Annotated in this window: 21 protein-coding genes and 1 riboswitch; of the genes, 7 read left to right on the top strand and 14 right to left on the bottom strand. The window is 34.7% G+C overall.

All coding sequences use genetic code 11. The features are described 5' to 3' along the window. Window positions 1–42: 42 nt before the first annotated feature. From H0I41_RS09175 to H0I41_RS09160, 4 genes are all read right to left on the bottom strand, one after another. Window positions 43–456 carry a peptide deformylase gene (locus tag H0I41_RS09175; RefSeq protein WP_182094546.1) on the bottom strand — a complete coding sequence of 138 codons (414 nt, stop codon included), beginning with the start codon at window positions 454–456 and terminating at the stop codon, window positions 43–45. A gap of 64 nt (window positions 457–520) precedes the next feature. Continuing rightward, a complete protein-coding gene (locus H0I41_RS09170; protein ID WP_094497977.1) occupies window positions 521–1,006 on the bottom strand; it encodes a helix-turn-helix domain-containing protein in 486 nt (161 codons plus the stop codon). 107 nt (window positions 1,007–1,113) lie between these two features. Next, a complete protein-coding gene (locus tag H0I41_RS09165) occupies window positions 1,114–2,427 on the bottom strand; it encodes an NCS2 family permease (RefSeq protein WP_127795799.1) in 1,314 nt (437 codons plus the stop codon). 81 nt (window positions 2,428–2,508) lie between these two features. Next, a riboswitch (purine riboswitch) is annotated at window positions 2,509–2,606 on the bottom strand. A gap of 98 nt (window positions 2,607–2,704) precedes the next feature. Continuing rightward, window positions 2,705–4,015 carry an NCS2 family permease gene (locus H0I41_RS09160; RefSeq protein ID WP_127795751.1) on the bottom strand — a complete coding sequence of 437 codons (1,311 nt, stop codon included), beginning with the start codon at window positions 4,013–4,015 and terminating at the stop codon, window positions 2,705–2,707. Window positions 4,016–4,319: 304 nt separating this feature from the next. Between H0I41_RS09160 and H0I41_RS09155 the strand changes: the two genes are divergently transcribed. Next, window positions 4,320–5,054 carry a MerR family transcriptional regulator gene (locus H0I41_RS09155; protein ID WP_127795752.1) on the top strand — a complete coding sequence of 245 codons (735 nt, stop codon included), beginning with the start codon at window positions 4,320–4,322 and terminating at the stop codon, window positions 5,052–5,054. An 85-nt stretch (window positions 5,055–5,139) separates the two neighbouring features. On the opposite strand, the gene H0I41_RS09150 is transcribed toward H0I41_RS09155, so the two are convergent. Beyond that, a complete protein-coding gene (locus H0I41_RS09150; RefSeq protein WP_004898217.1) occupies window positions 5,140–6,450 on the bottom strand; it encodes an NCS2 family permease in 1,311 nt (436 codons plus the stop codon). Between the two features lie 242 nt (window positions 6,451–6,692). Between H0I41_RS09150 and H0I41_RS09145 the strand changes: the two genes are divergently transcribed. After that, the gene (locus tag H0I41_RS09145) at window positions 6,693–7,931 is read left to right on the top strand and encodes an alpha-hydroxy-acid oxidizing protein (RefSeq protein WP_011162603.1); all 1,239 of its coding nucleotides are present in this window, start codon (window positions 6,693–6,695) and stop codon (window positions 7,929–7,931) included. Window positions 7,932–7,984: 53 nt separating this feature from the next. Here H0I41_RS09145 and H0I41_RS09140 read toward each other — a convergent pair whose 3' ends face one another. From H0I41_RS09140 to H0I41_RS09130, 3 genes are all read right to left on the bottom strand, one after another. Next, window positions 7,985–8,659: a deoxynucleoside kinase gene (locus H0I41_RS09140; RefSeq protein ID WP_023600078.1), complete on the bottom strand. Its 675-nt coding sequence runs from the start codon at window positions 8,657–8,659 to the stop codon at window positions 7,985–7,987. A gap of 21 nt (window positions 8,660–8,680) precedes the next feature. Then, window positions 8,681–9,331 carry a deoxynucleoside kinase gene (locus H0I41_RS09135; RefSeq protein ID WP_041818540.1) on the bottom strand — a complete coding sequence of 217 codons (651 nt, stop codon included), beginning with the start codon at window positions 9,329–9,331 and terminating at the stop codon, window positions 8,681–8,683. Window positions 9,332–9,537: 206 nt separating this feature from the next. Continuing rightward, window positions 9,538–10,257, bottom strand: a complete 720-nt coding sequence (locus tag H0I41_RS09130) for a glucosamine-6-phosphate deaminase (protein ID WP_127795754.1) — start codon at window positions 10,255–10,257, stop codon at window positions 9,538–9,540. 126 nt (window positions 10,258–10,383) lie between these two features. On the opposite strand from H0I41_RS09130, the gene H0I41_RS09125 reads away from it, so the two are divergent. Further along, a complete protein-coding gene (locus H0I41_RS09125) occupies window positions 10,384–11,223 on the top strand; it encodes an aldo/keto reductase (RefSeq protein ID WP_011162600.1) in 840 nt (279 codons plus the stop codon). An 84-nt stretch (window positions 11,224–11,307) separates the two neighbouring features. On the opposite strand, the gene H0I41_RS09120 is transcribed toward H0I41_RS09125, so the two are convergent. Continuing rightward, entirely contained in the window at window positions 11,308–12,063 is a 756-nt protein-coding gene (locus H0I41_RS09120; protein WP_127795755.1) for a sulfite exporter TauE/SafE family protein, read from the bottom strand. Window positions 12,064–12,381: 318 nt separating this feature from the next. Here H0I41_RS09120 and H0I41_RS09115 point away from each other — a divergent pair, with 318 nt between their 5' ends. From H0I41_RS09115 to H0I41_RS09100, 4 genes are read left to right on the top strand one after another with little or no spacing between them, the layout of a single operon-like run. Further along, entirely contained in the window at window positions 12,382–14,385 is a 2,004-nt protein-coding gene (locus H0I41_RS09115; RefSeq protein WP_127795756.1) for a glucose PTS transporter subunit IIA, read from the top strand. A gap of 8 nt (window positions 14,386–14,393) precedes the next feature. Continuing rightward, a complete protein-coding gene (murQ, locus tag H0I41_RS09110) occupies window positions 14,394–15,290 on the top strand; it encodes an N-acetylmuramic acid 6-phosphate etherase (protein ID WP_023600073.1) in 897 nt (298 codons plus the stop codon). 56 nt (window positions 15,291–15,346) lie between these two features. Continuing rightward, a complete protein-coding gene (locus H0I41_RS09105) occupies window positions 15,347–16,417 on the top strand; it encodes a MupG family TIM beta-alpha barrel fold protein (RefSeq protein WP_011162596.1) in 1,071 nt (356 codons plus the stop codon). 2 nt (window positions 16,418–16,419) lie between these two features. Next, complete coding sequence (locus tag H0I41_RS09100; RefSeq protein WP_011162595.1) at window positions 16,420–17,280, top strand: MurR/RpiR family transcriptional regulator; 861 nt, start codon at window positions 16,420–16,422, stop codon at window positions 17,278–17,280. A 22-nt stretch (window positions 17,281–17,302) separates the two neighbouring features. Here the strand turns inward: H0I41_RS09100 and H0I41_RS09095 are convergent, their stop codons facing one another. The 5 genes from H0I41_RS09095 to cydD form a co-directional block, all read right to left on the bottom strand. Continuing rightward, the gene (locus tag H0I41_RS09095) at window positions 17,303–18,373 is read right to left on the bottom strand and encodes a BMP family ABC transporter substrate-binding protein (protein ID WP_011162594.1); all 1,071 of its coding nucleotides are present in this window, start codon (window positions 18,371–18,373) and stop codon (window positions 17,303–17,305) included. Between the two features lie 93 nt (window positions 18,374–18,466). Further along, on the bottom strand, window positions 18,467–19,399 hold the full coding sequence (gene phnD, locus H0I41_RS09090; RefSeq protein ID WP_127795757.1) for a phosphate/phosphite/phosphonate ABC transporter substrate-binding protein: 933 nt from the start codon (window positions 19,397–19,399) through the stop codon (window positions 18,467–18,469). Between the two features lie 214 nt (window positions 19,400–19,613). Beyond that, window positions 19,614–20,540, bottom strand: a complete 927-nt coding sequence (locus H0I41_RS09085) for a prenyltransferase (protein ID WP_044496771.1) — start codon at window positions 20,538–20,540, stop codon at window positions 19,614–19,616. 19 nt (window positions 20,541–20,559) lie between these two features. After that, entirely contained in the window at window positions 20,560–22,305 is a 1,746-nt protein-coding gene (gene cydC / locus H0I41_RS09080; RefSeq protein WP_011162591.1) for a thiol reductant ABC exporter subunit CydC, read from the bottom strand. Continuing rightward, entirely contained in the window at window positions 22,302–24,119 is a 1,818-nt protein-coding gene (gene cydD / locus H0I41_RS09075) for a thiol reductant ABC exporter subunit CydD (RefSeq protein WP_011162590.1), read from the bottom strand. Before cydD ends, cydC begins: the two co-directional genes overlap by 4 nt. Window positions 24,120–24,132 lie beyond the last annotated feature (13 nt).

The following is a 24,132-nucleotide window of genomic DNA, read 5'->3' as shown; positions in this document are numbered from 1 at the left end:
TACCTTTTTTTGTGAAAAATATTATACGTAAAAATTTTTTAATTAAAGCAAAATTCCATTACAGTGATCAACTTCATGTTGAATTACCTCAGCAGTAAAATCAGAGAAACTTTGCTGCCGAGTTTCTAAATTCTCATTTTGATATTTAACTGTGATGTTCTTGTATCTTTCGGTTGGACGTTCGCCAGTTAAAGAAAGGCATCCCTCATAAGCTAAATATTTATCATCTTGGGTCACAATGATTGGGTTAAGCATCACAATTGGGAGTGGTCCAACAAATAAAGCAATAATTCGTTTTTGAACACCAATCATATTTGCGGCGAGGCCAGCTGCTCTATCCTTATTAGCCAGTAAAGTGTCCTTTAAATCAGTGGCTGCTCCTAAATCTTGTTTAGTTGCTGGTAGAGACTTAAATTTTAAAGAAAGTTCATCATGAATAATAGGTTTGACTGCCATAAAAATAATTCTCCATTGTTATTTTTATCCTAATTATCGCATATTACTCACGTAAAATTTAAGTTTAATTATTTTTTCTTTCTTTAATTGCAAGATGAATCGAATTTATTACCCGGGCAATAATGATCAATATCCCTACAAATAATGAAAGATAGCCTAATGGAATTAAGAAAAAGTTTTCGTGTAAAAAACCATTACTATCAATATAAGAAACAGAGGCACCGCTGATTAAGAAGAAAATAATTCCTAAAATAATGAATGCACTCCCGATGATAGTAGTGACCATATTAAATTTTGCTGCACGTGATCTTTTACCATCATTAATCAAAGTTTGCTCAATTTTATTCATCTTTTTATCTCCTAAAATTAATTCATCAAGGGAAACACCAAATGTTTCTGCAATCAAAATAATCATTTCAAAATCTGGAAGGTTACGATTATTTTCCCAGTTAGAAATTGCCTGTCTAGTTACATTTAATTTCTTGGCCATCTCTTCCTGAGTTAAGTTATTTTCTTTTCGAAGGCGTTTTATTTGTTCGTTAAAGTCCATTTTGTTTCACCTCGCAGTTTAATTTAATGAAAATTGAGTCAAAAAAACAAGCTAGTAATGCTTGCATCTTAAGAAATAGCGTTACTAGCTTGAAAAAAGATTATTAATTAGCCCATATTAGTAATTAAGAAGAAGATAACAAAGATTACAAATAAAATGTACATCATTGGAGATACTTCTTTATAGCGCTTAGAAGCAATCATGGTAATTGGATAAGCGATCATTCCTAAGGCTAAACCATCAGAGATGGAGTAAGTTAACGGCATACCAACTACTACTAGGAAAGATGGAAAGGCAATTTCAAAGTTATTCCAATGGATGTATTTAAGATTACCTGCCATCAGAACTCCGACTATGATTAAAGCAGGAGCCGTTACAGTGGTTGGGATTACTGCTAAAAGTGGACTGAAGATCATTGAGATTAAGAATAGAATACCAACGAAAATAGCAGTTAAACCAGTTCTACCACCCATTGCGATACCGGCACTTGATTCAACAGAGGTACCAAGTGGAGCGGTACCTAACACAGACCCTTCAACCATAGCTAGTGAGTCTGACAAGAAAGCTTTCCCAATTCGTGGAATTTTACCGTTTTTATCAACCATTCCAGCTTGTTGTGTCATACCAATTAAGGTACCAGCAGTATCAAAGAATGTAACAAGTAAGAATGTTAAAACAACCATAAATAGTTGTGGTGTATTGATATCTTTTAAATGAAAAACTGCTTGACCAAAGGTTGGAGCAATACTTGGAGCACCTGAAACAATACCATGTGGCATTGGAATTTGACCAATAATCATTCCGAAAATAGCAGTTACAATCATTCCGATGAAAATTGAGCCTGGTACTTTAGCTGCCATTAAGATGACAGTTAAGATTAAACCAAATAATGTGATCCAAACGGCTGGATTGTTAAATGAACCAAGACCGACAAGAGATGATTTATTGTCGACAATCAATTTACCATTTTGCAATCCAATAAAGGCAATGAACAAACCAATACCAGCAGAAATTGCATATTTTAAATCTTGAGGAATTGCATCAACAACTTTTTCACGAAGCTTTAAAACGGTAATCAAAATGAATAAAATTGAAGCTACTAACACACTAGCTAGGGCAGTTTGCCAATTAATATGCATTCCGATAACAACGTTATATGAGAAAAAGGCTGCACTACCAAGTGTCGGTGCTAAGGCAATAGGATAATTCGCAATAAATCCCATTAAGAAACAACCAATTGCTGTTGCAATAGCAGTAACAGTAAAGGCAGCTCCTTTATTAATACCAGCTGCACTTAAAATATTCGGGTTAACAAAAAGGATGTATGACAATGAAACAAACGTGGTTAAGGCTGCAATTAATTCACGTTTGACATTAGTATGAGCATCCTCTAAATGAAAGATTTTGTCTAAAAATTGCATCATTTCTCCAACATAAAATAAAAATGAAAAAAGGACACAGTTTACCCAAGAGCCACGGGTAAAAGATGTCCTTTAAAGCAATTTATGACGTCTGATACCTATAGTCCTGAATTTATGGCTCAGGGTAGATACTGTCGACCTTATTTCGACGATATATAGATAACTTGATTGTTAAGTATTCTAGCAGAAATTCAGTAGATAGGCAAATAAGCCAGAGAATTTCCTAGGAAATAAAAAACCAATCAGCTACTAGAGCTGATTGGTTTACCTGCGTATACTATTTAACATTCAGAACAACGAAGTAAATAACAAAAATAAAGAACAGGATCCACATCATTGGCGTAATTTCTTTAAATCTCTTAGCTGCTAGCATAGATACTGGGTAAATGATTAGTCCCCAGCCAAGTCCATCTGAAATGGAGTAGGTAAGTGGCATACCAAGAGCAATTAAGAAACATGGAATTGCGATTTCAAGATCAGTCCAGTGAACGTGCGCCAAGTTTTCAGCCATTAATACTCCAACGATTATCAAAGCAGGAGCAGTTACTTGAGTAGTGAAGACACTCAAGATTGGACTAAAAATAGTAGAAATCAAGAAGAAAATACCAACCCAAACAGCGGTTAAACCAGTTCTACCACCGACTGCAATACCAGCACTTGATTCAACAAAGGCACCAACTGGGGAAGTACCAAGAACAGATCCTACTAACATACCGGATGAGTCAGCGGCTAAAGCTTCACCAGCACGTGGCATTTTGTTATCTTTCATAAGGCCAGCTTGTTGAACAAGACCGATTAGAGTACCAGTAGTATCAAAGAAAGTGACTAGTAAAAATGTAAAGACGACAATCCACATTTGAACTGTATTGATATCACTAATATGAAAAATAGCTTGGCCAAAAATTGGTGAAAGACTTGGAATGCCTGAAATAAATGCTTTTGGCATTGGAATTTGACCAATTATAATACCGAAAATAGCCGCAACAATCATTCCGATAAAGATTGCACCAGGAACCTTGGCAATCATTAAGAAAATCGTTACTACTAAACCAAAGATTGTAATCCAAACAAGTGGATTATTTAAGGAACCAACAGTAACTAAAGTTGAATCACTTTTACTAATTAAATTACCACCTTGAAGACCAATGAAGGCAATAAATAAACCAATACCAGCAGAAATAGCATATTTGATATCACTAGGAATAGCATCAATAATCATCTCACGTACTTTAAATACGGTCAGTAAGATGAAAAGAATTGAAGCAACGAAAACGGCAGCTAAAGCAGTCTGCCATTTTACATGCATCCCTAAGCAGACCGTATAAGTAAAGAATGCATTCAGTCCTAAAGTTGGTGCAGAGGCAATAGGATAATTGGCAATTACTCCCATTACAATACAAGTGAAAGCAGCAGATAAGGCAGTAGCGGTAAATAGCGCTCCCTTGTTCATGCCACTTGCTCCTAAAACAGCTGGGTTAACAAAAAGAATATAAGACATACTTACAAAAGTAGTTAATCCAGCTAAAAACTCAGTTTTAAATGAAGTATGGTTTTCATTTAAATGGAAAAATTTACCAATTGAATTCATGTAGCCCTCCAAGAATGGTAATGTTCGGATTTTAAGGGAAAATATAATTTTAAATGATTAATTTATGTGTTTAATCATTTAAAAGCGAATCTTCAACTAAAATTATATCTAAATTATTAACTATTTCAAGAATAAAAACTATAATTATTCGATTAAATCAAAAAAATATAAAATAATAGGTACAAAAATAAGAAAATTGGTTTAAAAGCCGAACAATATTTCCAAGGAAATAGAATATTTTATAATTTAGAAGTTGACTTTAACCTTACGTCAATTGATATCTTAAAGCTGGGAGGTGAAAGTAATGTCAGAGAGATATACCATCGGAGAAGCAGCAAAGAAATTACAAGTGAGTACACGGACTTTAAGGTTTTATGAGGAAAAAGATCTAGTGAGGCCAGCTTATACTGAAGAAAATGGCTATCGTTTTTATGAAAAAGATCAGATAAGACAACTTGAATTAATTCTTTTTCTAAAAGAATTGGGATTTTCATTGAAGCAGATAAAAATGCTCATTCAAGATGAGCATGGGAATCAGTCAGTGGAGTTATTGCTTAAAGAACAATACCAGGAGAATCAGCGGAAAATTGAGGAGATAAGTAAGAAACAAGCACAAATAAAACATTTGCAAAAAATAAAGTTGTCGCGTGCTGTATTAACCAATCACTCTGGCATTACAGATATTACGAGAAAAGAAAATAGACTTTCAGCTTTAAGAGATAAGATGTTAGTTTTTGGAGGGCTTTTGTCAATAATTGAAATATTAGGGATCGGCATAGCATTTTATTTATATCATCTAAACCAGATAACTAGCTTTGTAATTGAAGTTCTTGCACTAGTAGTTATTATTTTTATGATGGCATTGGGATTGTCGCGATATTACTATGACCATGTTGAATATGTTTGTCCTAATTGCGGAGATGTATTTATTCCATCGTTCCTGGCATTTAATTTAGCCCCGCATACGCCTAAGTTTAGAAAATTGACTTGTCCAAAATGCGGTAAAAGATCTTATTGTTTGGAAATTAGTAGAGAGTAAAAACAATATTTAAAATTGACAGAAAATTTTTTGATTAACCAAAAAAGCCCGTGCATCAGCACGAGCTTTTCTCTTGAGTTTCAATCTATTTAAAATTCAATACCCATAAGAAGATGATAAATACTACAAACAGTACCCACATCATTGGGCTAACTTCTTTACCACGCTTTGCAGAAACCATACAAATTGGGTAAGTAATCATTCCTAATGCCAAACCGTCGGAAATTGAGTAAGTAAGAGGCATACCAAGTAAGATTAAAAATGCAGGTACGGCAATTTCTAACTTGTTCCAGTGAATATGTGCGGTATTTTGTGCCATTAAAACTCCGACGATAATTAACGCAGGAGCAGTTACTTGTGTAGTAAAGACACCAAGTAGTGGACTAAAAATCATTGAGATCAAGAAGAAAATGGCTACAAAGACAGCAGTTAAACCAGAACGACCACCAACAGCAATACCAGCACTTGATTCAACAAAGGCACCAACTGGTGAAGTACCGAAGATTGAACCAAACATCATAGCAGTTGAGTCAGCAGCTAATGCTTTACCGACACGTGGCATTTTATTATTTTTCATAAAGCCAGCTTGTTGAGCAAGACCGATTAAAGTACCGGCAGTATCAAAGAATGTAACAAGTAAGAAAGTTAAAACAACAACCCACATCTGCAAAGAGTTAATATCTTTAACGTGGAAGATTGCTTGACCAAAAGTTGGAGCTAAGCTTGGTGCTAAAGAGATAAACTTATGAGGAACGGCAATTTGACCGGTACAAATTCCAAAGATTGATGCGGCAATCATTCCAATAAAAATAGCACCTGGAACGCCTAAGATCATCAAGATTACCGTAACAATTAAACCAAAAATAGTAATCCAAACGAGTGGATTATGAAGTGATCCTAAACCAACTAAAGTTGATTTATTAGCAACGATTAAGCCACCGTTTTGTAATCCAAGAAAGGCGATAAATAAACCAATACCAGAAGAAATGGCAAATTTTAAGTCTGAAGGAATTGAATCAATAATCTTTTCTCTTAGCTTAAATAAGGTAATTAAAATAAAGATAATTGATGCAACAAAAACACTGGCCAAAGCAGTTTCCCAGGATACTTTCATGCCAATACATACTGTGTAAGCAAAGAACGCGTTAATACCTAAGGCAGGTGCTTCACCGATCGGGTAGTTGGCAACAATTCCCATGATTGCTGTACCAAGAGCAGCTGCTAAAGCAGTAGCGGTAAAGACAGCGCCGGTATTCATTCCACTAGCACCAAGAACGCTAGGGTTAACGAAAAGAATATATGACATACTAATAAAAGTAGTTAACCCAGCAATAAATTCAGTTCTAACATTAGTTCCTAACTTTTCTAAATGAAAGTAGTTTTTTATAAAATTCATTTTGTCCTCCAGACATAATGTTCGTTTTTAAGCTTTAAATAAGCAACTTTTATAGTGTAGCATTCCCATAAATAAATGTAAACGCGAATTTTAGCGATGAAAGGTTGTAAAAACTTTCTGAAAGTAAATCTTATAAGAGATAGTGAATTATTTCGTAAGGGCTATTAGTTACTCATTTAAAAAAATAGTCTTAAAATTAAAGTGTAAAGAAACATGCGTTATAAAATTTGGAGGAATGTACGATGACAACTTACTATAAGGGCTTTCCACAAAGTACAAGAGAAGAAAAGTTACATATGGTTAACTTAGATGAACTGGAAAATGAGGCAAAATATGTGATGCCAGAAGCTGCTTATTACTATGTAGCTAGTGGTGCTGAAAATGAATGGACTTGGCGAAATAACACTCAAGCATTTAATCATTTTCAAATAGTTCCTCGAGCTTTGACTGGAATGCAAAACCCTGAACTTAATACTGAGTTTTTAGGGATGAAGTTAAAGACCCCGGTTATGATTTGTCCAATTGCATGCCACGGTATTGCAAACGCTGAAGCAGAAATTGATACTGCAAAAGGTGCAAAAGCTGCTGGGGCCTTATTTGCGATGAGTACCTATGCAAATAAGAGTGTACAAGAAGTACAAAGTGCAGTAGGGGATTCTCCTAGATTTATGCAACTATATTTAAGCAAAAACTGGGACTTTAATAAGATGGTAATTGAAGAATCAGTTAAAGCAGGTTTTACGGGATTTTTCCTAACAGTAGATGCTTTAGTTAGTGGCTATCGTGAAGCTAACTTACGAACTAACTTTACTTATCCGGTACCGTTGGCTTTCTTTAATGAATGGAACGGTGGAAAGGGTGAAGGACAAAGCGTTGCACAAATGTATGCTTCATCGGCTCAAAATATTGGACCAGATGATATTCGTAAAATAAAGGAAATTGCTGATGTTCCTGTAATTGTTAAAGGAGTTGAATGTGCTGAAGATGCTATGCTTGCTATTGGGGCTGGAGCAGATGGGATCGTAGTTTCTAATCATGGCGGACGTGAAGTAGATGGCGCTCCTGCGACGATTGATGTTTTACCTGAAATTGCTAAGGCAGTAAGAAGCTCAAATCATCGTGTTCCAATTATTCTTGATGGCGGCGTTCGTCGCGGCTCTCATGTCTTTAAAGCATTAGCATTAGGTGCAGACTTAGTCGGTATTGGCCGCCCATTCTTATATGGCTTAGCACTTGGTGGTGCACAAGGTGTTCAATCAGTTATTGAGCAATTAAATAAGGAATTATTGATTGATATGCAATTAACCGGCTGTAAGACAATTGAAGATATTAAACATGCTAAGATTGATCATATTAATTACAGTGCTGACTGGGGCATTTCTTCAACGAGCAGAAGTGTGATGAAACCATATCCTGTTACTAAGGAAAATCAGTTAACAGGTGAAGCAGCTGATGCTGTAAGTGGTGCATCAAGACATTGATTGTTAGGATTAAAAAATAAAAACTGCGATCCATATTGGACCGCAGTTTTGCTTTATTTAACTAAATTAGGTTTCCAGTCGTCTTCAAGTTTACCCATTTCTTTGAGCTTAGCCACAATTTGATTTAGGACTTCTTGACGATCTTCTTCACTTGCCATGAAATCAAGTTTATCACCATCAATAGTCATTTTTGGTGAATAGTCATACTTCTCATACCAAGGTTTGTAATAACGAAGTAGACGCTTGTAGTAATCTTCTAGAGTCGGATCATAACTCAATTGTTCATAGTTACGACCACGTTTTTGAATTCTCTTGAGCATTGTATCATATGAGACATCGATATGAACCAGGAGATCAGGATTCTTCTTAGGCATCCGATCTAGTTCACTCATCATATTGTGCAAGAGCTCATAGTAAGTATCGACTTCTTCTGGAGTAGCACGCCCAATATCTGCATTCATTTGGAAGAAAAGAGCATCTTCGTAGATAGAACGGTCAAGTACATTATTATCATCAGTTAAGGCTGACTTAATACTCCGAAAACGAGTATTTAAGAAATAAACTTGCAGTAAAAAGGCATACTTTTTAGGGTTTTCATAGAATAATGGCAAAACAGGATTGTCATCTACACTTTCATAAAAGGGATTAGTACCCAAATATTTAGATAAGATACCTGTTAGACTGGATTTTCCGGCTCCAATGGGCCCGCTTAATACAATAACTGTCATCACGTTCCTTCTATTCGTTAACTAGTTTAAATTCCCTATATCAATAAGTTTTTGATCAATTGCGTTAATAACTTTCCTTCTTGCGTCTTCATTGGCAACAAAGTCGTATTTATCACCATCAATCATCATCTTAGGGGATGCATTATACTTTTCATACCAAGGCTCGTAATATGATAAAAGGCGAGCATAGTAATCTTTTAAACTTGGATCGGTTGATAATTGTTCAAACTTACGACCACGTTTTTGAATTCGGTGAAGCATAGTATCAAGAGAAACATGAATGTAAATTAAAAGATCTGGTTTCTTACTTGGATTACCAGGTGCTTGCTCCATCATATTCTCAAGTAAACTATCATAAATCTTGAATTCTGTAGGATCAGCAATACCACTATCAACATTCATTTTGAAAAATAGGGCATCTTCATAAATGGAACGATCAGACACGCTGTTATGATCGCGAATAGCTTGGTTAATTTGAGCCAAACGATGGTTTAAAAGATAAGTGTTTAAAAGAAAAGTATAGTGAGCCATATCTTTATAATAAAGTGGCAAAATTGGATTGTTATCTACACCCTCATAAAAGGCTTGAGTGCCTAAATGTTCGGCAAGAAGACTGGTTAAACTGGATTTTCCGGCTCCAATGGGCCCGCTCAATACAATAACTGTCATCACGTTCTTTCTACAATATATAGTTTGCTTTAATAGTGTAATTCAATATCTGGTAGGTAGGCAAGCTATTTTTGAAAAAAGAGTTAAGTGAAAAAGTCAAGAGTAGATCTGAAAAAATGTAGATTAAAGGTAAAAGAATTCTACCAAATAAAAAACGAACTAATCTAAAAAGATTAATTCGTTCAAGTAAACGGTCTGATTAATGAGGATTAATTTCTATATTTTGGATCAAGTTTTGCGGCAGCAACTTCATCACAAATAACTGTTACATCTGGGTGATCTTGTAAGATAGATGCTGGTACCTCTTCAGTAACAGGGCCTTCAACTAAGGCTTTAACTGCATCTTGTTTTGATTCGCCAAATGCAAGTAAAACAATCTTTTTACTTTGCATAATGGATTTAATTCCCATACAAATGGCTTGACGAGGAACTTCATCTTCGTTATCAAAGAAACGTGAATTGGCCTTAATGGTGCTCTCAGTTAATTGAACTTTATGAGTTAAACTGCCAAATGGAGTACCTGGTTCGTTAAAAGCGATATGGCCGTTTCTACCGATACCTAGGATTTGGATATCAATAGGATTAGCAGCAATAATGTCGTTATAACGATCAACTTCTTCATCAATATCCTTTGCCATTCCGTTTGGAATATAAGAATGCTTAAATGGCTTCTTATCAAATAAGTGCTTTTGCATGAAGTAATGATAACTTTGATCATTATCTGGATTTAAGCCATAGTATTCATCTAAGTTAATACTAGTCATATCAGAGAAGTTTAAGTCGCTGTCGCACATATCGTCATATAGTGGAATTGGAGAAGAGCCAGTAGCTAAACCTAAAACTTTATCGCCATCTTCCATTCCCTTTTTAATAATTTCAAATGCCTTAGTGCCGCCTTCAATATTATCTTTAGTTACGATGATTTTCATAATATATACCTCCTCATTCATTGGTCTAGTCCATTATAAAATATAAAATCGGTCTAGTCAAATTAAACCGCTAACATTTTTAATTTTATTTTTTTCTGCGGTAAAATTTAGGTGAGGTGAGAAGAGATGGAGAAGAGTTTTCAGGAAAGTAATCTATCAGGTTTAGGTATGGGAACTTGGGGAATCGGCGAAGACGCTTCAAAAAAAAAAGATGAACTTGCTGCCCTTCGCTATGGTTTGGATCATGGAATTAAAGTAATCGATACTGCGGAAATGTATGGTGAAGGAAAAAGTGAAAAGCTAATTGGCGAGGCAATTAGAGGATATGACCGGAGTAAAATCTTTTTAATTTCGAAATTTTATCCATATCATGCTTCTCCAGAATTAGAGCGGCAAAGCTTAGAAAAAAGTTTAAAAAGACTAGGAACTGATTATTTAGATTTATATTTACTCCACTGGCGCGGAGACAAGCGTTTATCTGAAACGGTTCGTGGACTTAAAGAATTACAAAAAGAAGGACTAATTCGTCATTGGGGTGTGTCAAATTTTGATGTGGCTGATTTAGAAGAATTATTTAGCGTTCCTGGCGGAAAAGACTGCTTTGCTAATGAAGATCTATATAATCTCTCTGAGCGAGGGGTAGAGTACGCCGTCTTACCTTGGCAAGAAAAGCACGGCGTTGGCTTTATTGGATATTCTCCATTTAATTCAGGTAAGGGTGATTCAATCAGAATTACTAATAATCTTAAGATTGTTGCTCGCGCTCACCATGTAACGCCGCATCAAGTGATGCTTGCTTGGACTTTGAGAAAGGGTAATATTTTATCTATTCCAAAAGCAGGCAATGTTAAACACATGAAAGAAAATATTGCTGCTAAGGATATTAAATTGACTCCCGATGAAATAAAATTAATTGATAATGACTTTCCGCAGCCGACTGAAAAAATGCCGCTTGCGATGATATAAACTGAAATGAAAGAAAATTATTTAAAAGTAACTGAAAAAGCTCTACCTTTACGCAGGTAGAGCTTTTTACGTATTACAAATGTTTTACCTATATGCAGTATAAGCAAAGTAAGCTGCTTGAATAAGAGCTAAAACGGCAATTCCTAAGCGAATAACTTTAACGGAAATGTGCAGCATGATTCGAGGACCGAAATAACTCCCAATTAAGGCACCAATAGCCAATGGAATGGCGGAATCCCAATAAATTTTTGCAGTAAACATATAGATGATTAGGGCAACTAAGTTTGAAAGAGCCCCAATTATATTTTTCATAGCATTAACTGTCAAAAAATCATCATCACTAATGGCGTTCAAGATAACGAGCATTAAAACGCCACTTGCTGCTCCGAAATATCCTGCATAGATACCAGTAATCACTAAGCAAAGTAAAGATATAATCTGAAGAAGGCGGTTATTACCATCTTTTTCCAGATGAATTTCACCACTGAATAAAATCATTAGACCAGAAAAAGCGATACAAAACGGAACAATTTTTTCGAATATTTTCCCGGGAAATTGTATTAAAAGCATACATCCTAAAGCTGATCCAACAATTGTAAAGATTGAATAGAAAATTACTTCTTTCCAATGTCCTTTTAATTCTTTCAGGGATGATGCAGTTGAACCAACTCCAGTCCAAATTAAAGCAGCATCATTGGTTGTATTGGCATATACGGGCGGAATTCCAACTGATAAAAGTATTGGGTAAGTTGCTAGCGAAGCCATGCTAGCAATGGTTGATAGCAAACCTCCTAAGATCCCACCCAAAATTAAATAAACGAATAAGAAAAAAGGACCCATGAATTCACCTCTCCTTGTAGATTTAAACATTACAATGGTAGGTATTATAAGCCCCTTACGTTTAGTTAGCAAGTAGGAGTAATCTTGAAGGGTAATATCTTTAAGATTAGTAAATAAGCATTTTTAATAAATGTAACAATATTTTATTTTTACATAAAACTATAGATTAAATATATTTGGTTTATTAAGGATAAATTATTGACATAAATACTAATAGGATCTAATATTTTAGATGTAGAAAGCGATTACATTAATTACTGTGATAAATTTTTACATATTTAAATGAAACATTTTTACATTTATATAAGGAGATTCATCATGTCAAAGGATAAGTATCAAATTCTAAGCGATGAAATCTACCAAGAAATTGGTGGTATAAATAATGTTGAATCATTGATCCATTGTATGACAAGACTCAGAATTAAAATCAGAGATATGTCTAAAGTAAATATGGAAAAATTGAAAAAGATAAATGGTGTATTAGGAGTAGTTGAAGCTGATACACTGGAAATTGTTTTAGGACCAGGCGTTAATACTAAGGTTGCCACGATAATGAATAATGAGGCTGGCGTAAAGGAAGGAGAAACTTTTCCTGAAACAAATTCATATCAATCTAATAAAAGTGAAGTTGAAAAGAAAGCAGCTGAAGTGCATGCAGCTCACAAAGCTTCTTTAAAAAAGACCTGGTGGCGGTCAGCTCTTCAACATATTTCGGCAATTTTTGTACCATTAATACCTGCATTTGTAGGTGCCGGACTAATTTCCGGTGTTGCGGGAATTCTGAGAAACTTGTTAACTGCTAAAGTATTGCCGATGTCCTGGAATCTTGGCGTAACAGTATTAGCAATGATTTCTAGTGCTTTATTTGCATATTTGAATATTTATGTAGGTATTAATACAGCAAAAGAATTTGGGGCTACTCCAGGCTTGGGTGGTATCATTGGTGGTATTGTTTACTTACCTGGGATTGTTGCTCCAGTAAGCATTCCTAATATTTTTGATGGAAAACCTCTAGCTGCTGGTCAGGGTGGTATTATCGGTGTCCTATTAGGCGTTTGGCTATTATCTTATGTTGAAAAATTTTTCCATAAGCATATTGCTGACTCTGTAGATATTATTTTTACACCATTTTTAACAATACTAATAATGGGATTATTTACAATTTTTGTAATTATGCCCTTGGCAGGATGGTTTTCTAATTCTCTTGTAGGTGGAATTAATTGGGTGTTAAAAGTTGGTGGACCAATCTCAGGATTTATTTTAGGATTATTCTTCCTTCCTATGGTAATGCTAGGTTTACATCAAATTTTAACCCCTATCCATCTAGAAATGATTCAAAAACTTGGATTTACTCCTCTTCTCCCTATCTTAGCTATGGCCGGAGGTGGTCAAGTAGGAGCTGCAATTGCTTTATGGGTAAAGTGTCGTAAAAATAAACAATTAGTAAATATGATTAAAGGTGCCTTACCAGTTGGTATCTTAGGCGTCGGAGAGCCATTAATCTATGGTGTTACATTACCATTAGGACGTCCATTTATTACTGCTTGTGTTGGTGGTGGTATTGGTGGTGCTGTAGTTGCTGCTTTTGGTCAAGTTGGCTCAATAGCTATCGGGCCTTCAGGTGTAGCCTTGATTCCATTAATTGCTCATAACATGTGGTGGGCTTATATATTAGGTTTGTTAGCTTCTTATGTTGGTGGTTTTATTGCTACTTACTTCTGGGGTGTTCCGAAAGAGGCTATGCTTCCTGCAGATGAGGCTGATGCTGAAGTTAAAGAACGAAGAGAAGCTGAGGAGCAAGCATATAATTTGAATATGTCTACTTCAGGTGAAAATGAGGTAAAAGATAACGCTAAATTAACAACACAAGAAATTGTTGCTCCAGTAGATGGACAAATTGAAGAGTTAGATGAAGTTGAAGACCAAGTATTTTCACAAAAAATGCTTGGAGAAGGATTTGCTATTATTCCAAAAGATGGGAAAATTGTTGCTCCTGTTGATGGAAAAGTAGTTAGTGTAATGTCTACAAAACATGCCTTAACTTTAAAATCAACTAAAGGAAATTTGGAGATCTTATTGCATATGGGTTTGGATACTGTAGAACTAAAGGGCCGTCCTTTTGATATCAAAGTAAAAGAAAATGACATAGTAAAAGCCGGACAACCTGTTGCACAAATGGATATTGGAAAAATAAAAGAAGCTGGAAAGGATCCAATCGTAATTATGACTATTACTAACATGGATGATGTTTCTAATTTTAAGCTAATTGCTACAGGTACCGTTAAGGCCGATATGCCCGTATTAAAGATAACTAGTAAGTGAGGATAAAAATGAATATTAAAGATTTAACAACGGAACAACGAAATCCAAAGTCTCTACACATTGATAGCGCCACTCCTCTTGAAATAGTTAAAATAATAAACCAAGAAGATAAAAAAATCGCAGATGCAGTTGGTACTCAAGATAAAGAAATTGCCAAAGCCATTGAATATGCATCAAAAAGATATAGAGAGGGTGGGAGATTAATTTATGTTGGAGCAGGAACTAGCGGAAGATTAGGAATATTAGATGCAGTTGAATTAGTTCCCACTTATAGAATCAATCCTGAAAGAGCGATTGGATTAATTGCCGGTGGCCAAAGTGCTATGTTCCGCGCTGTAGAAGGTGCCGAGGACGATCCACAACTAGGAGAGAAAGATTTAAAGGACCTTAAATTAAATGAGAAAGATATTGTAATTGGGCTTGCAGCTAGTGGACGTACACCTTATGTAATAGGATGTTTGAAATATGCAAATCAGGTAAAAGCTCTTACTATTTCAATAGCATGTGTAAAAAAATCAGAAATTGGAAAATATGCTGATATAGCAATTGAAGCTGTAGTAGGTCCGGAAGTAATAACTGGGTCAACAAGAATGAAGGCTGGTACAGCTCAAAAAATGATTCTGAATATGATATCAACAGGCGTTATGATCAAACAAGGTAAGGTTTATGAAAACGTAATGGTAGATGTTATGCCAACAAATTCTAAGCTAGTAGATCGAGCATGTAGAATTATAGAAGTTGCGACAGGTGTTTCAGAGTCAGTAGCAAGCGATACATTAGAAAAAGCAGATATGAACGTTGCAGTTGCTATTACTATGTTGAAAACAGGTGTTGATAAAGAAAAAGCAATGGATATTTTGAAAGAATGTAACGGTAATATTAGTTCGGTAGTTAATAATTATTAAAGAAGGAGGTCAAAAAGTAATATGCTTTTTGGCCTTCTTTTGGAAAGAGTGAATAAATGTTAGGCTTTTCTGTATATTTAAATAAAAAAATTGATGCTGAGACTCGAGAATATATTAGGAAAATGAAGGATAATGGCTTTGAAGGAATCTTTACGTCGATTCATATTCCCGAAGAAGATATAACTAGCTATAAACAAAATCTACAAGAATTAGGAAAAATAGCAAAAGAACAGAATCTTAGTGTAATGGTTGATATTGATCAAAGTAGTTTGAAAAAATTAAAAATATCAATGGATACAATCCCTAACTTGAAGAAAGCCGGTATAACTGGTTTGCGAATAGATGATAAATTGCCAATTAAAAAAATTGCTGAGTTGTCTAACTTAATAGAAATTGGGATAAATGCTAGTACTTTTAGTGAAGAAGAGTTAAAAGAATTGCTTTTGTTAAATGTAAAAAGAGAAAACGTGCAAGCATGGTTCAATTTTTACCCTTCTCCTGATACAGGAATTAGTCAGCAGTTTTTAGAGCAGCAAGTTCGTATGTTTAAAAAATATGGCTTTACTACTCAGGCATTTTTTGCTGGGGATGAAAATTTAAGAGGTCCTTTATACGAGGGACTGCCAACTCTTGAAAAGCAGCGGTATTATAGTCCGTTAGCTAGTATTTTAGAATTACAAAATATGGGAGTAGATTTAGTTTATGTCGGGGATGGGGGAATTAGTGAAGATTCGTTAAAGCAAATAGATACTTATAAAAATAAAAAACAAATATTACTTCATACAAAAAAATGCGAAAATGGAGATAAAGATTTATATGATTATGTATTAGGAAAACATAATCAGCGGCCTGATCCAGCTGAATATGTAGTGAGATGTGAAGATTCGAGATTACATCCGGTACCGGTAATTAAGAAAAATAATACTGGCAAAAGATATATTGGAGATATTACAATCAATAATGATAAGTACCAACGGTATATGGGAGAAATTCAAATACTTAAGGTAAATTTACCAGCTAGTGAAAAAGTAAATATAGTAGGAAAAATTATAGAAAAAGATATACCTTTGATTAATTTGATAAAGCCTAGCCAGGAATTTATCTTACTTCGTACCATGAAGGAGTAAAAATGGCAGATATTTTAAATATCATTCATTCTAAGAAGGCTCAGATGCCAAAAAAAGAACAATTTTTAGCAGAGTACATAAGTAATAACATTAAAACAGTTATAAAGTCTTCTATTCAAAAATTATCTAAAGATACTGGTATTAGTACAGCAACGATTGTTCGATTCTGCCAAGAAATTGGGGTTGATGGATTTAGTGAATTAAAATTAGAACTAGCTGCACTACAGTTACCCAAAGAACCTGCTGAATATGATGAAATAGATATTGGAGAAGATGTTTCATCAATAAAGGATAAAATGGCCACAAGGTTTAAGTCAGTGATAGACATAACTAAAAGTGGAATCGATGAAAAAACAATTTCTAAACTAGTAAAAGAAATTAATCAGGCTTCACGGATTTTAGCATATGGTGTTGGAGCATCCGGTCTAGTAGCTAATGACCTATACCAGAAATTTCTTCGTTTAGGAAAAGCTATCACCTATACTACTGATTTTCATATTGCAGCTACAGAAATTGGAAACTTTACCCCTAATGATATTTTAATCTTAATCAGTAATCAGGGAATGACGACTGAAATTAGTGATCTTTTAGAAGTGGGGAAATCAGTTGGTATAAAAACTGTGTTACTAACAGCACAGCCTAGAACTGCAATAGCTAAAAAAGCTGATCTTGTATTACTTACCCAAGATATTGGGGAGCCCAAAATTAGGTCTGGTGCTACTACATCGATGATAAGTCAACTCTTTGTAGTAGATGTTTTAGTATTTGCCTATATTTCACGGTGTTCAGATAAGGTGTTTGAAAACTTAAAACGCTCTAATAAGACGACTTTAATTCATAAAAATAAAAAGAGAGGTAAATAACTACCTCTCTTTTTTCAATCTATTAATCTGTATCAACCTTAATCTTCCCGTCAATGATTTTTTGCTTAGCTTTTTGAACTTTAATCCAGGTATGATAGGATAAATTCCCTTGAACTAAAGAAATACCTTTGTTTTTAAGACCATACTTCAGAGTTTTACCACCTGGGAATTTCCCACTAGCAGTTTGGGTAGCAATATCTTCAACAGCAAGATCGGCACTTTTGATAACTGAAGTAAGAGTGAAATTAGATGGTTGTCCGCCTTTTGCAAGGTAGTCGCCCAATTTTGATTGATCTTCATCAGATCCTATAACCCATACTTTTTGCCCTACAGGTCGAGCTTGATTGATTTCCTGAGCTGCTTTGAATACACCTTGTCCACTTTTACCTGCTGCTTGAAAAATGATGTCAGCTTTTTTATTGTACATTTCCTGGGCAATATCGTGTGCTTTATTAGCATCCGAAAAGTTTCCAACTGTCTGGCTTACTACTTTAATATGTTTATGAAGTTTACGATTTGTTGTTCTTACGCCTTGAATAAAACCTGCTTTGAATGAGGCCATTTCTTTACTATTTTGACCTAAGACTAAACCAACTATTTGACTTTTAGTCGTGTAAGCAGCTGCTACACCAGCTAAATATGCTCCTTCTTGATTCTTAAAGGAGATACCGGTTAAATTTTTTAGTTTTGGAGTATGGGCATCAATAACAACAAAATTTTTTTTCGGATTATTTTTAGCTGCTTTAATAATATTTGGCTTAAGAGTATAGCCAACACCAATAATAGTTGAGAAATTTTTATCTAACGCTTCATTGATAGTGGTTTGATAGTTTTTCGGATCTTTAGGTACAAAATAGTTATAGCCTTTGTTTCCTTCTGGAAGATCATTTTTAGTACCATAATCTTTTAAACCATTCCAGACAGATTGATTTAAAGAATTATCTTTAATGCCGTTAATGTCAGATATCAGAGCGATATGATTGTCTGTCTTTTTATTTATTGTTTCCTCATGATTAGGCTTGCTACAAGCACTTGCTATTAAAAAGATAGCACTTGTGATCAATAATAGATTAAATTTTTTATTTAGTTTCATTTGAAAACCTCGATTAAAAATCTATTCTAATTTTAAACGAGAAAAAGACCATCCTACAAGTCAAAGTAGGGTGGTCTTTTAAAAATATTAAATTTATTTTTCAGCCTTTTTAGCTTCAGCTTCGTATTCACGAACAATATTGAAGTTAGAATCTTTAGAATCTACATAACCATAGTGTTGGTAAATATTTTCAAGGATCTTCTTACCCTTCTTGGTCTTAGCAATATCCTTAAAGGCAGTAGCAAGTTTCTTTCTAAATGACTTAGACATGCCGCTTCTAACAGCAACAGTATCGTTTGGAATGTATTTAGTAAAGTAAATTGGAACAACATCCTTCATTACAGCAGGTGCATCTTTAGCAGCAAGAGGACGAGCGTCAGAGAAGACAAAGGCAGCATCGGCATCACCGTTATAAACTGATAAAACAGCTTGATCGTGGCCCTTAACTTGAACTAATTTACAATCTTTTGGTACATTTAAACCTTTCTTGTGAAGTTCCGCAATTGGAAGAACGTAACCAGAAGTAGAGGTTGGATCTTGAACGGCAATTGTCTTACCTTTTAGATCTTTCCAAGATTTGATCTTAGAGCCCTTTTTAACTACGATCATTGAACGGTAGCTATCCATTAATTTGTGATTTTGCTTACCGCTTGCTTCGTCATAGCCATAGCGTTGTGCTTGGAGCAAAACGTCAGCAACACCACGTTTGTGGGCTAAGACATAAGCATCAGGTGGTAAGAAACCGACATCAACTTTCTTTGATGCCATTGCTTCAACTAAAGCTGAGTTATCAGTTGAAACAGTTACATGAACAGGCATATGCAATTGCTTTTCAAGCAAGCCTTGTAATGGCTTAGCTTTAGCTTCAAGTTTAGAAGCTTGGACACTAGGAACAAACTGAACGTTTAATTCTTTAGGAGTATAGCCATCACTTGTTTTAGAAGCAGACTTATTGTTGGAACATGCAGCAGTTGATGCAGCAAGTAAAACCATAGCAGCGCCGATTAAAAATTTCTTTATCTTCATTTTTTCCTCCAGAAACTATTTAATGAAGTTGACGATATAAAGATAGCAAACTATGAGCGTGAATTCAATAGAAAACATGTATATTTTTGTAATATATCAAAAATATTGTTCGTGTTTTATTAAATAAAACTAGTAAAATCAATAATTTTGCATACCGAAAGTACGAATTTAAAAACAATAAAAAATACAGATGATTAACATCTGGATCAAAAGGTTATTTAATTCTAAGATTTAACATCAAACCGATAAAGAAACCTACGGCTTCGGTCACAAATAAAACTTGGGTATTTTGAACTACTTTAGGGAAAGATTTTGGCTTAGTTTGTATTTTCCAAAGAAAGCGCATGTTTTTGTAGATTGTTGGAATACAAATCAAAATTAAAGCGACGCTCCAAGGAAGGACTCCAACCCAAATTGCCCAACCTGTTAAAAAGAATCCAAGTAAGTAGTTAAATACGAATAAGTAAAGTCCACCCTTAATTCCAATATAAGAAACTAAAGTATGTCTTCCATTTGCGATATCTGCATCATGATCACACAGATTATTTCCAAGCATTAAAGTGAAGTTACAAATTTCAGGAATGCCGGCAGCAAGGATAATTGGCCAAACAAAATTCCAGTTAAATGGTACATGGGGATACACATTAATGTAGACCATAATTAGAAAAATTCCAAATCCCATTGCAAAACAAGCAGCTATTTCTCCAAAAGGTCCGGCAGAAATTGTATGAGATCCTGTTGAATAGGAAATAGCGATTGCGTAACAAATAATTCCTAGAATCCAAATATATAAATTAGTTTGAAAACCAATCATAAAAGCACACGTAGCTGAAATGATAAATAGGATCCAAATAAGAACTAAAACATGTTTGGGGTTAAGATGGTACTTCCCAATCGGATTCTTTTTATGATCGCCAGTTTTAGCAGCTTTTTCACGTTTATAATCCCAATAACCATCATTCACATTCATGAAAATTTGTAGAACAATTGTGGCAATACACATTTCAATTGTTGGAAAAATTCTAAACAACTGAAAATTATATTCTGTGTACATGATTCCTAATAGGACAGGAATTATGGAGTTAAATAGGGTACGTGGTTCAACTAATTCATAGTAGCCTTGCTTTGCTTCAGCAGACATAATAAACTTCTTTCTATTTTTAAATTAGTCCTTGATCCATTAAATAAAGTTGATGAAAATGCTCATTGTGTTCAAATAGTTCGTAAGGATTGCCCTGCATGGTCACTTTTCCATCTTTAAAGAAGAGAACTTCGTTCATATATTTTACACCTTGTAAGTGGTGAGTTACCCAAACTACTGTCTTTTTCTTTAAAACATCAAATACTAAATTTAATAATTTTTGTTCTGTGAGCGGATCTAGACCCACTGTTGGTTCATCTAAGAGGACAATGGGGGTATCTTGTAAAAGTACACGTGCTAATGCTAAACGTTCCTTTTGACCGCCAGAAAAACGTGCGCCAGCTTCTGCGACTTCTGTATTCAGTTTTTTAGGGAGGGAATTAATGAAATCAGCTAGCTGTACTTTTTCTAAAATTTCCATCATTTGGTCAGCAGTGGCATCTGGATTAGCCATTTTAAGATTTTCATAGATAGTAGTGTTGAATAAAAATGGTTCCTGGTTCAGCACAGAGAATAATTTTGAACGCTCTTTTTGTAAGGACAAAACATTAATCTTATCCAAAGTGACAGTGCCTGTATTTGGCTTTAAATCTCCAAGAATTAATTGTAGGATAGTACTTTTTCCAGCCCCAGATGGTCCAATTAGAGCAGCTTTTTGACCTCTTTTTAATGTGAGAGAGAAATTTTGAATAATTGGATAATCTTCTCCAGGATAAGTGAATGAAATATCAGTAGCTTTTAAAGTTCCTGCAAAAACTGGGTCAAGATATTCTTGATGGGGTAAATGGTTTTCAGGTACTGTTAATTCATTTAAATGTTTTACGGAATCGCTATAGGTGTGCCATTCCTCAATACCTTGTCCAACGGGAATGAAAGCATCAGATAGAGGGAACAAGGCTAAAACAACAGCACCAACGTAATTTGCTGCTTCTTGATTATAGGTGAGGTTCTTGTTAGTGAAATAAAGAATAGCAACAGCCATTAAACCGAAGATAAACTCAAGGACAAAATCACGTGCCCAATCAAACTTGCCGGATTTTTTTTCATGCTTTTCTAAAGACTTTAAAGTGGTTTTAGTTTGATTGAAAAATGCATCCTTGCGACCAGAAATTTTCCAGTCGCCAGCACCTAAAACTTGATCAGTAAATTCTGTATAAAGCTGTGCCTTCTCTTTTTTTTCCTTACTGCGTACACTAGCTTGTTTTAAAAGTGAGAAGAATGGAACGAGAATAAGTTCCATAATCAATAAAATTGCGATAATACCAGCTAAGGGCCATGAGAATAAACCAATCAAAATTATAACAATAAATCCTACTAGGTAACTTAGAATGGCTGGAAAGATGGTTCTCAAATAAAGATTTTGTAAGTGTCCAATATCATCAGTTAGGAGAGAAAGAATACTTCCTGTTTGAAAGGCTGATCCGACCGCCGAAGTATTTTTTTCAGCAATATAAAAAAGTCTTCTCCTTAGAGAACTTGTGACACGTAAAATCCAATTATGAGAGACTAAGCGCTCTAAATATCTAAATAATGGTCGTCCAATTCCGACAGCACGCATTAAGACGATTGGAACATAAATCATTAAGATGTTTTCTGGACGTGTCGCCGCTTTGTCAATTGTATAGCCTGCATAAAACATAAGCGCACCACCACAAAAGAACATAGTGATGCCAAGAAAAATCGCTAAGAGAAAATTCCATTTATATTTTGCGAGGTAAGGTTTAACCCAATGTTCATGTTTCCAAGAAAATTTTTTATTCATCATAGTAGGTCTTCTTTCAATGGCTGAGTAAGTTTTTTGAATAAAGTTCCGTTTTTAGCTAAGTCACTAGGGGTACCTTGTTCTACAATTTCTCCATTTTCAATGACTAGGCACCAATCCATGTCATTTAGCCAGTGCAAGCGGTGTGTCGTAAAGAAGACCAAATGATTTTCCATTAATTTCTTCATCGGTTCCTTTAATTCATACTCAGTCTCAATATCTAGGTGAGCAGTTGGTTCGTCGAAAAATAATATCTTTCGATCTTTTGCTAAGAAAGCGCGGGCTAATGCAATGCGTTGTTTTTGTCCGCCAGAAATGCCGCGTCCATTTTCACCGATTCTAGTGTTTAAACCATCTTTTAAACTAGCAACAAAATTATTCAAATCAGTTGCTTTTAATGCGGTATCAATTTCTTTTTGACTAGCATTTGGATTATAAAAAGTTAGATTTTCTTTAATGCTAGTTGCGAACATGAAAGGATCTTGTGGAATATATGTAATTTGATTTTGCCAATTCTTTTGATTTAATTGGGCAAGATTTTGCCCATTAATTGTAAAATTATCTTCTTTAAGGTGGGGAGTAAGAAAGCCAGCTAAAATTCTCATTAATGTTGTTTTCCCAGCACCTGTTGGGCCAATAATGCCAACTTTTTGAAATCCGGTAAGATTTAGATTAACATTACGTAACTCATCAGCTGTATGAGTCTTATCTGTACTTGCTTGTTCTTTTTTTACTACGGCACTCATTTTTGCATTTTTATTAACACTAAAATGATCTTGATCGATATGACTATAGTTGAAAGAAACATTATTAGCTATAAAGGTGCTATCTTTGTTCCACGTGAAACTAGATAATTGGTTTTCTTGAGGAGTAGTTGGAAAAGCCAGAATATCAAAAATTTGGCCTAAGGCATTTTTACCATTTAAAGTTGCATGGAAATCATTACCAAAATCACGAATTGGTAAAAAGTATTCTGGTGATAAAATTAAAATCACTAATGAAGGATAAAGAAGAAGATTTCCGTTAATTAATCCGATTCCAAGAAACATGGCAATCATCGCAATGGATAATGTGGTAAAGAAGTCTAGCGTAAAAGTGGATAGGATTGCTACTCTTAAGACACCCATTGTCTTTTTACGGTAGTTTTCACTATTTTTATAAACAATATTTCCGTATTTTTTAGCAAGACCCAAAACTTTTAAGGTGCTTAAGCCACGTAAAGCATCAACAAAGTGGTTTTGCAATTTAATATATCCAGCATACTGTTTACTAGCTTTACTTTGAGCAGCAGTTCCTAAAATAATCATAAATAAGATCAGTAAAGGAAAAACTAAGAGTAAAATCCATCCAGAGAGGGCATTTAGAGTAAAGATATAAATTAAAATCACCCATGGAACAATTGCTAGGGCAATTAATTTTGGAAAAATTAGCGACAGATAGTTGGAAATCTCATCCATTCCATCTAAGAGAGTAGAAACTAAGTTTCCTGTTCCAATTCTGGAGACTAATGCAATTCCACCATCATAGGTTTTATTAAGTAATTGCTGGCGTAAGAGAGCAGTTGTCTGATTTGCGTAACGGTTCATATACCATTTTTGAAACCAGTTAATTCCCTGTCTTAATAAATAGAAGATCAAAAAAGTTAAAACGTCTTCTGCAATATTAGCAAAAGACTGTCGTTTCCAAGAGCCGACAATTGCTCGAGCAAGGAAAATACCTTGTCCTAAAATAGCAAATGCTTGCAAGAACATTAGTCCTGCAAGCATTGCGAGCATGATTTTGGCTTTTGGTAATTTAAAAAGTCGTTTATCAATCATTTTCATTCCTGTT

Origin of the sequence: Lactobacillus johnsonii, from assembly GCF_014058685.1 — a bacterium.
In the GTDB taxonomy this organism is placed as follows: Bacteria; Bacillota; Bacilli; order Lactobacillales; family Lactobacillaceae; genus Lactobacillus.
Note: the sequence above shows the minus strand (reverse complement) of the source record. Positions and strands in the feature narration are given on the sequence as shown.